This window comes from Candidatus Thiodictyon syntrophicum (assembly GCF_002813775.1).
Classification (GTDB): domain Bacteria; phylum Pseudomonadota; class Gammaproteobacteria; order Chromatiales; family Chromatiaceae; genus Thiodictyon; species Thiodictyon syntrophicum.
On the sequence record NZ_CP020370.1, the window covers coordinates 3,785,034 to 3,798,449 of the forward strand.

Annotated in this window: 13 protein-coding genes; 11 read left to right on the forward strand and 2 right to left on the reverse strand. The window is 63.3% G+C overall.

Annotated elements, in window-relative coordinates:
* Positions 1 to 57 precede the first annotated feature (57 nt).
* The 5 genes from THSYN_RS15825 to THSYN_RS15845 all read left to right on the forward strand — a co-directional run bounded on the left by THSYN_RS15825 (position 58) and on the right by THSYN_RS15845 (position 4,511).
* Complete coding sequence (locus THSYN_RS15825) at positions 58 to 1,665, forward strand: alpha/beta hydrolase (RefSeq protein ID WP_100919988.1); 1,608 nt, start codon at positions 58 to 60, stop codon at positions 1,663 to 1,665.
* A gap of 114 nt (positions 1,666 to 1,779) precedes the next feature.
* A complete protein-coding gene (locus THSYN_RS15830) occupies positions 1,780 to 2,691 on the forward strand; it encodes a hypothetical protein (protein ID WP_100919989.1) in 912 nt (303 codons plus the stop codon).
* Between the two features lie 17 nt (positions 2,692 to 2,708).
* Positions 2,709 to 2,867 carry a hypothetical protein gene (locus THSYN_RS15835; protein ID WP_172965205.1) on the forward strand — a complete coding sequence of 53 codons (159 nt, stop codon included), beginning with the start codon at positions 2,709 to 2,711 and terminating at the stop codon, positions 2,865 to 2,867.
* Between the two features lie 253 nt (positions 2,868 to 3,120).
* Positions 3,121 to 3,834 carry an SDR family oxidoreductase gene (locus tag THSYN_RS15840; protein ID WP_100919991.1) on the forward strand — a complete coding sequence of 238 codons (714 nt, stop codon included), beginning with the start codon at positions 3,121 to 3,123 and terminating at the stop codon, positions 3,832 to 3,834.
* 350 nt (positions 3,835 to 4,184) lie between these two features.
* Complete coding sequence (locus THSYN_RS15845; protein WP_100919992.1) at positions 4,185 to 4,511, forward strand: lysozyme inhibitor LprI family protein; 327 nt, start codon at positions 4,185 to 4,187, stop codon at positions 4,509 to 4,511.
* Positions 4,512 to 4,959: 448 nt separating this feature from the next.
* Here the strand turns inward: THSYN_RS15845 and THSYN_RS15850 are convergent, their stop codons facing one another.
* A complete protein-coding gene (locus THSYN_RS15850) occupies positions 4,960 to 6,675 on the reverse strand; it encodes a hypothetical protein (protein WP_100919993.1) in 1,716 nt (571 codons plus the stop codon).
* A gap of 215 nt (positions 6,676 to 6,890) precedes the next feature.
* On the opposite strand from THSYN_RS15850, the gene THSYN_RS15855 reads away from it, so the two are divergent.
* Positions 6,891 to 7,421, forward strand: coding sequence for a GNAT family N-acetyltransferase (locus THSYN_RS15855; protein ID WP_100919994.1), 531 nt, complete (start codon positions 6,891 to 6,893; stop codon positions 7,419 to 7,421).
* 586 nt (positions 7,422 to 8,007) lie between these two features.
* Here THSYN_RS15855 and THSYN_RS15860 read toward each other — a convergent pair.
* On the reverse strand, positions 8,008 to 9,024 hold the full coding sequence (locus THSYN_RS15860; protein ID WP_100919995.1) for an IS110 family RNA-guided transposase: 1,017 nt from the start codon (positions 9,022 to 9,024) through the stop codon (positions 8,008 to 8,010).
* A 126-nt stretch (positions 9,025 to 9,150) separates the two neighbouring features.
* Between THSYN_RS15860 and THSYN_RS15865 the strand changes: the two genes are divergently transcribed.
* From THSYN_RS15865 to nhaD, 5 genes are all read left to right on the forward strand, one after another.
* On the forward strand, positions 9,151 to 10,107 hold the full coding sequence (locus THSYN_RS15865; RefSeq protein ID WP_100922453.1) for a transposase: 957 nt from the start codon (positions 9,151 to 9,153) through the stop codon (positions 10,105 to 10,107).
* On the forward strand, positions 10,082 to 10,345 hold the full coding sequence (locus THSYN_RS15870; RefSeq protein ID WP_100919996.1) for a lysozyme inhibitor LprI family protein: 264 nt from the start codon (positions 10,082 to 10,084) through the stop codon (positions 10,343 to 10,345). The genes THSYN_RS15865 and THSYN_RS15870 overlap by 26 nt, the downstream gene beginning before the upstream one ends.
* 38 nt (positions 10,346 to 10,383) lie before the next feature.
* Positions 10,384 to 10,731 (forward strand): HVO_A0114 family putative DNA-binding protein, encoded by a 348-nt coding sequence (locus THSYN_RS15875; RefSeq protein WP_100919997.1) that lies wholly within the window; start codon positions 10,384 to 10,386, stop codon positions 10,729 to 10,731.
* 719 nt (positions 10,732 to 11,450) lie between these two features.
* The gene (locus THSYN_RS15885; RefSeq protein WP_100919999.1) at positions 11,451 to 11,876 is read left to right on the forward strand and encodes a hypothetical protein; all 426 of its coding nucleotides are present in this window, start codon (positions 11,451 to 11,453) and stop codon (positions 11,874 to 11,876) included.
* 127 nt (positions 11,877 to 12,003) lie between these two features.
* Positions 12,004 to 13,410: a sodium:proton antiporter NhaD gene (nhaD, locus tag THSYN_RS15890; protein WP_100920000.1), complete on the forward strand. Its 1,407-nt coding sequence runs from the start codon at positions 12,004 to 12,006 to the stop codon at positions 13,408 to 13,410.
* Positions 13,411 to 13,416 lie beyond the last annotated feature (6 nt).

The window sequence follows — 13,416 nt, forward strand, 5'->3', positions numbered from 1 at the left end:
TACTGCCGCCGATCCTCGTACCGTCGCGGTTGCTCAGTCGGAGAGAATACGAAGCCTATGTATCCAAATGTTGTCGGCCTACTCGTCGGGACTCTGTTCTTCGCCTTTTCTCTGACCCCCTCGCTGCTGCCAAGGCCGTTTTTAATTCAGGGCATTCTTTCCGGCCTGTCATTTTCGGCCGGCTATGGCCTTGGCGTCGCGACGCTAGCCCTGTGGGACTATCTGCAGTTGCCGGTATGGCGCCGGCGCACCGCGATCGTCATCAAGTCCGGCGCGGCGCTGCTCTGCCTGGTGGTCGCGGTCAGTTTTCTGTGGCAGGCGACCCATTGGCAAAACGCGCTCCGCGAGCTGATGGGCATGGAGGAGTCAACCGGCCTGCAACCGTTGCTGCTCGGCCCGATCGCCGTGTTGGTGTTCGTCGTCGTGCTGGCGCTGGCCCGCGCGTTCCGCTGGGTGTTTCGGGTTCTTTCGGTCCAACTGCGGCGTTTCGTGCCGCCGAGAATTTCACATCTCCTCGGTATCGTTGCCGCGGTCGCGCTGTTCTGGTCCGTGATCGACGGGGTTTTGCTGAGCGGCCTGCTGCATGTCGCCGATCGTTCGTTTCAGCAACTCGATGCGCTGATTCAGCCCGATTTGCCGCAGCCGACCCATTCCGACCAGACCGGCAGCCTGGCGTCCCTGATCAATTGGGAAGACCTCGGCCGCCAGGGCCGCAGTTTCGTGGCGGGCGGACCCGACGCCAAAGCCCTGAGCGATTTTTTTTCGGCCCCGCTGCCGGCGCCGATCCGCGTCTATGTCGGCTTGAATTCAGCCGACAGTCCCGAACGCAGAGCGCGTCTGGCACTGGAAGAATTAAAGCGCGTGGGCGGCTTCAAACGCTCGGTACTGCTGCTGGTGACACCGACCGGCACCGGCTGGATCGATGCAGCGTCGCAGGACCCGGTCGAGTACCTGCATCGTGGCGACATTGCCACGGTGGCGGCCCAGTATTCGTATCTGAACAGCCCGCTCGCACTGCTGACCGAGGGCGCGTATGGCGCCGAAATGGCCCGCGTCCTGTTCTCGGAGGTCTATGGCTACTGGCGCAGCCTGCCCCGCGACGCGCGGCCGAGGCTTTACCTCAACGGATTGAGCCTGGGTTCATTGAACTCCGATCGCTCGTTCGATCTTTATGACATCATCGATGACCCGTTCAACGGCGCACTCTGGAGCGGCCCACCCTTCCGCAACGACACCTGGCGGCGCATGACCGATCAGCGCGATCCCGGATCGCCCGCCTGGCTGCCCCGCTTTCGCGGCGGGTCGGTGGTGCGATTCATGAACCAGGACGGCGGACTGGACCGCGGCGACCAACCCTGGGGGGCCTTTCGGATCGCCTTCCTCCAGTACGCGAGCGACCCGATCACCTTCTTCAGTCCACAGTCGGCGTGGCGAGAGCCGCAATGGCTGCAGGCACCCCGCGGCCCCGACGTGTCGCCCGACCTGCGCTGGTTTCCGCTCGTGACAATGCTGCAACTGGCTGCCGACATGGTGGTCGGCGAGACCCCGAAGGGCTTCGGACACGAATTCGCGTCGGCACACTACATCGACGCATGGCTGGCGCTGACCGAACCGCAAGGCTGGAGCGACGCCGAGGTGGCGCGGCTAAAGGCGATCTTCAAATGATCGGCGAACCACGCACAAGAGCTGCCGCCGCGCGCTCGCCTTGGCCGACCACGCGGCGGGCGAGCGGGAATTGCTGAGTCCTGCCCGGATTCCTTGCGCCCTTCCATCGCCCTGATGTCACGTTTCAGTTGTTTCGGCAGACCCCCAGGGCCCCGCCCCGACGCGGACCCGGGCAGCACGGCCCGGGTCGGCCCGCGGGACGCGGCTGGCCGTCCGGTGACCGCGGGGGCGCCCCTGTCCGTCGTCAACGGCAACAGCACGCCCGCCATCAGCCTCGCCCAGGCGGGGAGCGGGAGCAGCGGCTTCCTGTCCGCCGCCGACTGGGCCAGTTTCAACGCCAAGGGCAACGGAACCGTGACCCAGGTCTCGGGCCTGGGTGCAATCTCGGTCGCCAACGGCACCAGCACCCCGGTGGTCAGCCTGGGCCTGGTCCCGGTCGCGAACGGGGGCACCGGGGCCACGACCCTGTCCGGGTTCCTGGTGGGCAACGGCACCGGCGCCGTGACCGGTCAGGCGTCGATCCCGACCACGGCACTCTCGGGCACACTCAACGCGGCCCGGCTGCCGGCCCTGGGGGGCGACATCAGCTCGACGGCGGGGAGTGCGAGCGCCACCGTGATCCGGCTCCAGGGCCGCGCGGTCGCGGCCACGGCCCCGTCCGAGGGCCAGGTGTTGACCTACAGCACCGCCACCTCGTCTTGGGCACCCGCGACACCGAGCACGGGGGGCGGCGGACGCAATATTCTGATCAGCCGGTTCGTCGTGCTCCCCGGCACCAGCTTGCCGTCCTATACGACCGTATTCGGACCCCAGGCGCTCAGCACCACCGAGTCGTTCGTCCAGCAGGTGATGCCGGTCGCCTGCACCGCCGGCAGTATGATCGGAAGGGTACCGTCGGGGTCCCTGTCCATCACCGCCACCCTGTTCCGGAACGGGGCCGCTACCGGTGTCAGTTGCAATCTCGCGGGCGGGTCCCAATGCACGGGATCGGGAACGGCGGCCATCGCGGGCCGAGCTCGTCGGTGACCTCCTGTCATTGCGAGATGGTCGTCGTCGATCTGCTCGGCGAGAAGCGCAAGCCGACCTGCAAACCGAGTGGGATGGAAGAGGAGACGGCGCCCGAGGCGCCGCCGCCAGAGGACGGGAAGACGGGCGCCGACGGCGCGCGGTCCCGCGAAACGCCCCGGCTTGAACAAGCGTAGCAAGACCCACCAGTTGACGATCCACCAAGAGATTCCGGTTCCCCCAGTATAGCTTCTGCCGGCGGGATCACGCATAAAGGGCTATTCGGCGCTCCGGCGGCACCGGGCCGCGACGACCCGCCGGGCAGGGTCGCCAAGGGCCGGTCGGACCCGGCCGGACCCGGGCGACGCAGGGCCAGGCTTGGAATAGGGGCAGCAGGGGCCCACTCTCTGCCCCACGCACCTTCGTGCCCAACGACAGAGGACCTCAGCCATGCCCCCTCCCCTGACCGCCGTCATCACCGGCGCCTATCGCGGCCTCGGCCTGGAGACCGCCCGCCAGCTCGCAGAGCGCGGCTACCGGGTGATCCTGACTGCCCGGCGCGAGGCCGAGGGCCGGACTGCGGTCGCGGAACTGGCGGCGGACGGACACGACGTGCTTTTTGTGTCACTGGATGTGACGGCGCCGGCCTCCGCGCTGGCCCTGCGCGATGAGCTGGCGGCGCGGTTCGGACGCATCGACGTGCTGGTCAACAACGCCGGCATCTTCCCAGACCCGGGCCCCGGCAGCCCCGCCGCCGGCATCTTCGAGGCCGAGCTCGACACCATCCGCCTGGCCCTGGAGACCAACACCCTGGCTGCGCTTCGCCTATGCCAATTGTTGATCCCGCTGATGCAGGGCCGGGGGCGCGTGGTCAACGTCTCCTCCGGCATGGGCCAGCTCAGCGAGATGAACGGCGGCTGTCCCGCCTACCGGCTCTCCAAGGTGGCGCTCAACGCCGTCACCCGCATCTTCGCCGACGAACTGCGCGACACCGGGGTCAAGGTGAACTCGGTCTGCCCCGGCTGGGTGCGCACCCAGATGGGCGGGCCGGACGCGCCCCTGACCCTGGCCGAGGGCGCCGCGGGCATCATCTGGGCCGCGACCCTGCCGGACGACGGCCCGAGCGGCGGCTTCTTCCGGCACGGGAAGGCGATCGCATGGTAGACGCGGGGGATGTAAGCGGATGGGGTCAAGCGGATGGGGTCAGGTCTTGACTTATGCCTTTCTGAGGAGTGAACGGATGAATGGATGGGGTCAGGTCTTGAGTTCTCCCTGTGGCACAAGTCAAGACCTGATCCTGCCGTTTCTTGACCCTGCGATTTCTGCACCGCCGTCACGGCGAGGCATAAGTCAAGACCTGACCCCATCCTCACTTGACCCCATCCTCACTCATCCTCACTAGACTTGATCCCATCCTCACTCAACCCAACACAACAACCGAGGTACCTGTGCAGTCATCATCCCTAATCTTTACCGCAACACTTTGTGTCCAATTATTTCTCGCACCTCAAGCCATGTCCGAGGACACTCCACCTATTAACTGCAAGTCTCCAAAGGCCACAACAGAGGTCAACTATTGCGCTGAAAAGGCCAATGAAAAAGCCGATCTTGAGCTTAATGCGTTATACAAAAGGCTTCGCGATAAGCTGAACCAAAATGACAAAGACGCGCTCGCCCAAACAGAGCGAAAGTGGGTCGCTTTACGTGACGAGATTTGTGATTTTGAAACTCAGCCCGCGGAAAACGGCACAGGGTGGTCAGGCTTTAATTCAGATTGTCTAACGCGCCTAACAAAGAACCGGCTTATTGATTTGAAAAGCGCCCTTGATTTTAGACAATGATCACGGAAAAGGCACGGAAAGAAAATCGGGGATGGGGTCACGGGGATGGAGGATTACGGTGACAGTTTACTAAATGCACTAAATATGTCAGTCTCTTGGCATGGGAAAAGGCGCCACGCTCAATTATGAATTCAAGAAACGCCTCCGGCGTAGGGACTCCGGTTGCCCGGAGCCCCCGCCAGAGACCCGGACGTGCAGTTTTCCCGCATCCGGTTCCTCGGTTGTACGCGCTCATCAAGCAAGCGCGAGGTTTCACGCAAACACCAGTTCGTGTTGCAGGCAGCGCGACTCGGTGATACGGGGTTTGGCGACAGTCAGCCGTATTCTTGATTCTCTACTGGTCACCAGAGGATCTATGAAATTATTCATCCGCCGAAATCTGGTCAGGCGGCACAAAGTTACTCCCTGTCTAGGGTGTTCAATATTTCACCTATATCGCAAATTAAATTCATGCAGTTTTCGTGTTTGACACAAAATCAATGAGAGCACGCCGACGCCGGGCCAGCATCGACGCACCGAGGTGCGTTGTCGCCCACTGCTCGACATCAATAGTACGCACCGATTCCATCGCCTCCTGAATCAACGGAGTCGCCAGGTCGGCGATGAAGGCAGGAATCGCAAGCACCAGCTTACCGATCTCCTTGAGCGGCCCCCTGGTGGTGAAGCATTTGTATTTCCCGAAGACCGATTCGATGATATCGGAGGAGGCCAGCCAGACACTATCAGTCGGGATCTTGGCGGATTCCAATGCGACCTTCGCGAGAATCTGTTGGGTAAAGGCCGCCGCCCGTGGGGTGAGCGTTGACGGCGGTGGCAGCGTGGCCTGGAGTGATTCTTGGGAGCCCTGCTGAAGACCCGTGGATTTGAGATGCGACTGAATCAGCTTGGATTGCGCCATCATTTGCGCGTAATCCACCAGGTCATCCCGGTAGGACAGTAGCCAGGCAAAGCCGTCAAGGAAGCGACTGTACCCGGCGTCCGCTTGCTGCCAGAACACATCGTCGAGCGTATCACTCTCGAGGTCTGAGTGTGTCTGCAGTGCCTGGCAAAAAGCCGCCCGGTCGGGATAGCGAATGCCGACGATGGCCCGCAATGGGTGCGCCCGGGCGGCGCCGAACCGCGCGCACAGGTGCTCCCATGCCGGCCACTTCAGGACGTATTGCGCGCGGATCGCGCTGAAGTCGCCGCGATCATGGTAGGCGAGGACGCGTTGTGCCCACCGCACATGGACATCCAGATTCATAAAACGCGCCTTGATGCGCTGCCGAGGCGGCAGCAAGAAGGCGAGATCGGTCTGCTGCAAGGACGACCACGCGCGGCGACAGTGCGCCAGCAAGGACTCCCAGCGCGCATCTCGGCCCATCTCGGCCTTGAGCCGCGTCGCAATAAGATGCGATATATCATAAGTATAGACGCAGGCAGTGGCGTGCTCCTGAAACAAGGCGATGCCCTTGTGCAGGTCGCTGCCGTGGTCGGCAACGATCTGGACTGGTGGACCGGTGCGTTGCGCAACGCGCCTGAGCACTTGTGCGACCCACGCTCCCGTGCTGTGTGTTGTGATCTCCACGGCCAGCACCTGCATGGCGCCGTGACACGGGCTGTAACCGCTCTGGGCCAGTGCACTCACCGGAATACCCAGGATGACGAGGCACTTGGACGCCCCCAAGGCGATCGTATGGTCGGCGACGTAGATCCAATCCGTGCGCCATTGCGGTTGGCGATTGAGAATCGCGAGACCGCAGCGATAGACCCAGTTGAGCACGGTGGTGTGGGCTGGCGCCGCCACCGGGAGTGACGCGCCGAACAGATTCAATACCCGCGCCACCCCGCGGCTGCCGAGCCCCGCGTGCAGATACAGCCGCATGGTTAACTGCATGACCATGACCGAATAGTGATGGCCGACCGGCGGGGACAGCGCAAGGTGTGGTGGCTCATCCGCTGGTTCGTCATCCGCCGGCGCCGCGGCCTCTTCGGCTCCCGTTCGCGCACGCTCCGCCTTTAGCGCACGCGCCTTCCACTGCGCGCGGCTGTGCTCCAGATCCCGAATCTTGACCTCCGCGGCCCGCAGGCGCTGCTGCCGCTCCAACGCTTTCGCCTTCCAGGCATCACGTGATCGCTGGAACAGGTTGGCCAGACGGCTCGCTGGGCTCTTGAATGCATTCATCACGTCGTGCGTGCTCCGGCAAGGCGGTCAGATCACCGCGCCAGTAGACTGATCAAGCGTTCGTCGTTTGTCAACGGCTTGGCATGAGAAAGTGGCGCACGCGTCATCGTACTCCCCCAAGCACAGAACCGACCGCCGGGCCTTCCAGGCAACACGCTTCTTGCATCGACTTTTCGGCGCCTTTTTAGGTCAGATTGAACACCCTACTCCCTGTCATGCGGTATCGCGAAGCCAAACCGGAAGAACTTGAGCGGGTGCTCCAGGTGCATGCGCTCGCCTTCAGCCGCCAAGACGAGTCCCTTCTCGTCGCCAAGCTCCTGCAAGACGAGACCGCGCTGCCGGTGCTCTCTTGCGTCGCCGAAGAAGACGGTGCCGTTATAGGTCATGCGCTGTTCACGGCACTGGGCCTGGTCGGCACCAAGGTCCCCGTTGAGTGCGCTATCCTGGCTCCGTTGGCGGTACTGCCAGGGCGCCGGAACGCAGGTGTCGGGCGCAATCTCATCGAGTACGGGTGCCGGGAGCTACGCCGGAGAAGAACCAGGCTCTTGTTCGTGCTCGGCGACCCGGGTTACTACACCCGTTGCGGGTTTCAACCCGCTATCCCGCACGGGCTCCGTGCCCCGTACACGATCACGCCGGAGGAGGCCTGGATGGTTCGGCCCCTGGGTCCGCACATTCTGGGTACCGTCGAAGGCACCGTGGTCTGCGCCCGGTCGCTTCAGCCCGAGCCGTACTGGAGAGAATAGTCGGCGAAAACGGGTAACACAGTGGTAAAGTGGGGTAAAGAACGGATGGGGTCACCATTTAGCTGACCCCGGTGCGGGCACGACCCAACTCCTCGTGCCCGGACACGTTTTTGATCATACCGCGAAGCGCCGCATTGTCACCGCAAACGCGCCGTCAGTTCTCATTGCGCAAGTGACGGATAAACTCCGATCCGCACCAGTCACCCTTCTGGATCAAGGCGATGGGGCTGCTCCTCTGGGGAGTAGACACCCGGCCCCTGGTTCTTACGAACCCCAGAAAATCGTCGGTGCCCTCCCCGGGTCCAAGTGGGCCGCGCAGGCCGGGGTGGGGGCGGGCCGGGTGCGCGGACCCCAAAAAGTCCGGCGCATCCGGCCCGCCCCCACCCCGGCCCAACCGCGGGTTCACAGAACTGTGGCTCGGCACCCGACAGGCGCCGTCCAACCTCTTCGTGGCTCGCGGGCAGGGGCGTTTCGGTCACAGGCAGTCCTCCGTGGCGTTGGCGGGGAGGCGTCGGTGTCCAATCAGATCTGGCGGCTTATGGCCAACCCCGTGTCCTGGATCGCCGACGACTCCCTACGCATAAGTTTAGCCAAAGGCGCGACTGACCGCGAAGTCGGTGCCGTCGCGCAGGATGTAATAGCAGGCTCGCGCCAGCTTGTGCGCGACCGTCTTGATCGCGACGACGCCGTTGGTCTTGGCCCGCTTGCGCTGGTAGTAGCGCTTGACCGTGGCGTTGTAGCGCACCGCGAAGTTGGCCGCTTCCAGATAGGCCCATGCGAGGTACTTGTTGCCGCTCTTGGTATTGCCGTGACCCTTGCGCTTGCCGTTGGACAGGTGTTCGCTGCCGACGCAGCGGCAGTAGGAAGCGTAGTGGCCAACTTGGCTGAAGCGCGCCACCGGCCCGGTTTCCAGCATGATGGTCAACCCCAGCACGGTGCCGATCCCGTTGACAGTGAGCAGGTGCCGGTAGGCTGGACGCAGTTTGACCTGCGCCAGCGCCTCGCGCTCCAGCAGATCGATGGCCACGTCTTGAGCCCGCATCACCAGCAGGTTGCTCTGCACCGCCAGGGCTTGGTTGGGGTCAGGCAGCAAGCCACTCACCGCCTCCGGCGTGAGGCGCCTGACCTCATTGGCGCTCAGTGATTTGCCACGATTGCGCGCAAACAGGTTCTGCACCGCCAGCAGGTTCGCCGTATGCTGTTGCACCAGGCGCATGCGTCGCCGCAGCAGGTCGCGGACCGCGCGATCTTCCTTGGGATAGATGTAGCCCTCGGGCAACAGTCCCAGGCGCAGCAACTTCGCCAGCCAGCGGGCGTCCGAATCGTCGTCGCTGTACTTGAGCCCACTGTACTGCACGATGGCGGCCGTGTTGGCCAGGTGGACCCGGTAGCCGGCTTCCATCAGGGCATCGACAAGCCAGTACCAGTTGTAGGTGGACTCCACCACCAGGCCTACGATGGCCTCACGGTAGGGCGCCAGGGCCGCCAAAACGCCCGCCGCCTCGTTGGCCAGGCGGGCGCGCAGCACCACCCGGTCTTCTTCGTCCAACAGGGCCACGACGTTGTTGTTTGAGTGCAGGTCGATTCCGCCGTAAAGTTTCATGGTCGACTCCTCCTGTCCGGTCTTCAGTTCGGGTTGATCCCTACCTAAACTGTAGGCCAACGGGCGGGGTCGGCTAGATGATCATCAGGTCTTGCAATCAAGCAGTTCTGAGCTATGCCTGGGACCATGTCCAGACCTCTGCGCATCGAGCTTGCCGCTGGACTCTACCACGTCACCTCACGCGGTGACCGGCGGGAGGCAATTTATAGCGACGATCAGGAGCACACCGATTGGCTCGGGGTGCTGGGCGAGGTGTGCAGTCGGTTCAACTGGCGCTGCCACGCCTGGTGCCAAATGACCAACCACTATCACATCGTCGTGGAGACTCCCGAGACGAATCTCTCCAAAGTGATGCGACAACTCAACGGCGTCTACACGCAGGCGAGCAATCACCGCCACGGGCTGGTGGGACACCTTTTTCAGGGGCGCTTCAAGGCCATTCTGGTCGAACGCGACGCCTACCTCGTGGAACTGGCGCGCTATGTGGTGCTCAACCCCGTGCGCGCCGCGATGGTTGCCCAGGCGGGCGACTGGCCGTGGAGCAGCTATCGGGCGATGGTTGGCGCGGAACCCGCGCCGGTGTGGCTGGAGATCGACTGGGTGCTCGGGCAGTTTGGCGAAAAGCGTGTTCAAGCCCAGGCCGGTTACGCTGCTTTCGTTGGCCAGGGAATCGGGCAGCCCGGCGTCTGGGACGGCCTGCGTCATCAGGTCTTTCTTCGCAGCGAGCGGTTTGTGGAACAACACTGTGGTGCTGCGACGCCGGAGCGCCTGCGCGAAGTGCCACGCGCCCAGCGTCGGCCGCTGGCCAAGCCCCTGGCAGACTTCATGCACCGCTACCCCGACCGGGGCGAGGCCATGGCTCGGGCCTTTCAGACCGGCGTCTTCTCTAGTTTCTCCGTCGCGCGCGTGGCGTCGCGCACCAACTCGGGCTCAGTGCCGCGCGCACGCCGGATAAACGCTTTTTCGTTAGAGCGCAACAACCGAGGTACCTGTGCAGTCATCATCCCTGATCTTTACCGCAACACTTTGTGTCCAATTGTTTCTCGCACCTCAAGCCATGTCCGAGGACACTCCGCCTATTAACTGCAAGTCTCAAAAGGCCACAACAGAGGTCAACTATTGCGCTGAAAAGGCCAATGAAAAAGCCGATCTTGAGCTTAATGCCTTATACAAAAAGCTTCGCGATAAGCTGAACCAAAATGACAGAGACGCGCTCGCCCAAATAGAGCGAAAGTGGGTCGCTTTACGTGACGAGATTTGTGATTTTGAAACTCAGCCCGCGGAAAACGGCACAGGGTGGTCAGGCTTTAATTCAGGATGACTTCTGGGCCGACGTTGACCGCTTCTGAGGAGACCGCCATGACCACGCTGACCATTGATGTTGCTGACGTTAACACCGTGAAGGCGAGCATGAAGGCCGCGTTCCGCGGCGTGCCGCAGGGCTGCTCCTTCTCCTTCCCCAACGAAGCACAACTGCTGGCGACTCTGAACGCGAACCGCTGGGCTATCCTCAAGGCCTTGACCGGTGCCGGGCCGCTAGGCGTGCGCGAACTGGCGCGGCGCGTCGGCCGCGACGTGAAGGGCGTGCACACGGACGCCCAGGCGCTGGTCAACTGCGGGCTGATCGACAAGACCAACACGGGCAAGTTGAGCCTGCCGTATGACGAGGTGCGCCTGGAACTGATCGTCCGCGCGGCGGCGGCGTAGGCTGCGGTTCATAGGCATGAAACACTCTTGGCGAAGAATCGCCCGACTGCTCGCCCTCGGCCTGTTCGCCTTGGCAACCGCTGCTTGGGCCTACATGCTCCATGCCTCAAGTTGTGCAGGGGACATTAAAGGGGGGCACTGGGGCGACCCGGTATTGGCCCTGGAGATGGAATCGCAGGCCTTCGCATTTGGAATTGTGGCCTCCTGCATGCTGGGCGCGGTGCTTGCCCTGTCCCCGAAGCCACGCTCGGCTATCAGCCGCTCCCTGAGCTTCCTGGCAGCTACGGTCCTTTGCTTTATCGCCATTGTGGTTTCGGGGTTCTTCATCGATGGTCAAAGCGTTGCGTCATGCTCTCCATCCACATCTCGCAACGGAGACCCGCTGGTTAAAGTGGTGAATTCCGGGGACGGTGAATTCCGGGGACAGTATACTCAACTCCCCAAGATACCAGGAAGCGATGCGGTCTCTTCATCCCCGAGAGCTGCGGTATCCAGGACCCAGGGTCGGTAGTCCAGCAGCGCGGTCGCTTGAGTGGAAGCGGCATTTTCCGGGATGTTTGCTCGCTCCGGCCTGGTCCGCAACGGCTTTTCGCTCTTTTCGCCGCATCGCAACCGATTGTTTCTGCGATGCTTGCGGCTTAAGTCAGTGCTATTCGAGCCTGGCCCCTTGTCTGGACCCCTTATCTGGTCGGCAGACCATCCACCGAGAGGAAACGACGATGAACTGGAAAGAACAACTCGACAAAGCGGTTGCGGCTGTCAAAGAGGCCGCCACCAGCGAAAACGCACGGGAGATCGCCGGCAAGGCGCAAACGGCGGCCCTGGGTCTGATCGAGAAGGTCAAGACCGGAGCGCTCGACGCGGCGGATGCGTTCGTCGAGGCCAATCGCGATGCCTCGTCGCTGTCGGTACGCTTCCTGAACGCGGATCTCACCATCCTTTCGCCGGCGGCGGGCATCTCGGTGACCAGGCCGGATGCGGCGACGCTCGTGGTCGACGACGGGTCGGGCAATGGTCTGGTCATCAACGCCGGGGCCGATCCCGCCTTTGTTGCCGAGACGATCGGCACGGTCGCCAAACTCAGCCACAACACCTTCGATCTGGGTCAGGAAGACGGCGTGAACGTCGTCGTCATCAAACTCTGACCGGTGCGGGTCACGAGGCGCCTCGGCGCCTCGCTATCATGCGCGGCGTCGGGCTTGGTCTGCGACCGCCGTTCGGTTATGGTGCCGCGTCCCTTCCGCCCCGCCATCCGTCCCGGAGTATCCGCATATGCCCAAGGTGCCAAGCGCCTGGCTCGGCGCATTCGCCCTGCTGTCACTGTCACCCGCGACGGCACTGGCCGGCGACGCCGCACCGGCCCTCGATCTCACCGCCCACCCGGTCGGACTGGCGGCACTCCTGATCTTTATCCTGGCCTATGTGGCGGTGATGGCGGAGGAGTTCCTGCACCTGCGCAAGTCCAAGCCGGTGGTGCTCGCCGCCGGTCTGATCTGGGCCATGCTCGCCTATGTCTCAGCCCAACAGGGGGCGCCCCTGGCGGCGGAGCAGGCGGTGCGCCACGCCTTGCTGGACGTCGCCGGCCTGATCCTGTTCCTGCTGGTGGCGATGACCTATATCAACGCCCTGGCTGAGCGGCAGGTCTTCGAGGCCCTGCGCGCCTGGCTGATCCGCTTGGGCGTAGGCTTTCGCGCCCTGTTCTGGATGACCGGGGCCTTGGCCTTCATCATCTCCCCGATCGCCGACAATCTCACGACCGCGCTCCTGATGTGCGCCGTGGTAATGGCGGTGGGCGCCGGGAACCGCGCCTTCGTCATCTTGGCCTGTATCAATATCGTGGTGGCGGCCAATGCCGGCGGCGCCTTCAGCCCCTTCGGCGACATCACCACCCTGATGGTCTGGCAGAAGGGGATCATCGACTTCTTCGGGTTCTTCGTCCTGTTCGTGCCGGCCTTGGTGAACTGGCTCATTCCCGCGGCCCTGATGCACTTTGCGGTGCCCGATCTCAAGCCCGCGGCCGAGTCCGTCGCGGTACCGATGAAGCGCGGCGCCCGCCGCATCCTCGCCCTGTTCCTGCTCACCATCGCCACCGCCGTGGGCTTCCATCAGTTTCTGCACCTGCCGCCCGTCATCGGCATGCTGACCGGCCTGGGTTATCTCCAGTTTTTCGGTTACTACCTGCGTATGACCCATGGCCGTTGGCAACATCGCAATGGCGACCGCGCCACCGTAGTCGGCGACATGACGCCCTTCGATGTCTTCAATCCGGTGGCGCGCGCCGAGTGGGATACCCTGCTGTTCTTCTATGGTGTGGTGATGTGTGTGGCCGGATTGGGCTATGTCGGCTATCTGTCACTGGCCTCGGAGGTCATGTATCTGCAATGGGGGCCAACCGCGGCCAATATCGGGGTCGGGCTGGTCTCGGCCGTGGTGGACAACATCCCGGTGATGTTCGCGGTGCTCTCCATGAACCCGCAGATGGATCAGACCCAGTGGCTGCTGGTGACCCTGACCGCGGGGGTCGGCGGCTCACTCCTGTCCATCGGTTCCGCGGCCGGCGTCGGCCTGATGGGTCAGGCGCGCGGCATCTACACCTTTTTCGGGCACCTGAAGTGGACCCCGGCGATTGCGCTCGGATATTTCGCCAGTATCTGGGTGCATCTGTTGATCAATGGCTAATAACGA

Excerpts from the sequence above, each read along its gene's own strand:
- THSYN_RS15825 (WP_100919988.1), top strand. The coding sequence starts at position 58 with ATGTATCCAAATGTTGTCGGCCTACTCGTCGGGACTCTGTTCTTCGCC.
- THSYN_RS15830 (WP_100919989.1), top strand. The coding sequence starts at position 1,780 with ATGTCACGTTTCAGTTGTTTCGGCAGACCCCCAGGGCCCCGCCCCGAC.
- THSYN_RS15835 (WP_172965205.1), top strand. The coding sequence starts at position 2,709 with ATGGTCGTCGTCGATCTGCTCGGCGAGAAGCGCAAGCCGACCTGCAAA.
- THSYN_RS15840 (WP_100919991.1), top strand. The coding sequence starts at position 3,121 with ATGCCCCCTCCCCTGACCGCCGTCATCACCGGCGCCTATCGCGGCCTC.
- THSYN_RS15845 (WP_100919992.1), top strand. The coding sequence starts at position 4,185 with ATGTCCGAGGACACTCCACCTATTAACTGCAAGTCTCCAAAGGCCACA.
- THSYN_RS15850 (WP_100919993.1), bottom strand. The coding sequence starts at position 6,675 with ATGAATGCATTCAAGAGCCCAGCGAGCCGTCTGGCCAACCTGTTCCAG.
- THSYN_RS15855 (WP_100919994.1), top strand. The coding sequence starts at position 6,891 with ATGCGGTATCGCGAAGCCAAACCGGAAGAACTTGAGCGGGTGCTCCAG.
- THSYN_RS15860 (WP_100919995.1), bottom strand. The coding sequence starts at position 9,024 with ATGAAACTTTACGGCGGAATCGACCTGCACTCAAACAACAACGTCGTG.
- THSYN_RS15865 (WP_100922453.1), top strand. The coding sequence starts at position 9,151 with ATGTCCAGACCTCTGCGCATCGAGCTTGCCGCTGGACTCTACCACGTC.
- THSYN_RS15870 (WP_100919996.1), top strand. The coding sequence starts at position 10,082 with ATGTCCGAGGACACTCCGCCTATTAACTGCAAGTCTCAAAAGGCCACA.
- THSYN_RS15875 (WP_100919997.1), top strand. The coding sequence starts at position 10,384 with ATGACCACGCTGACCATTGATGTTGCTGACGTTAACACCGTGAAGGCG.
- THSYN_RS15885 (WP_100919999.1), top strand. The coding sequence starts at position 11,451 with ATGAACTGGAAAGAACAACTCGACAAAGCGGTTGCGGCTGTCAAAGAG.
- nhaD (WP_100920000.1), top strand. The coding sequence starts at position 12,004 with ATGCCCAAGGTGCCAAGCGCCTGGCTCGGCGCATTCGCCCTGCTGTCA.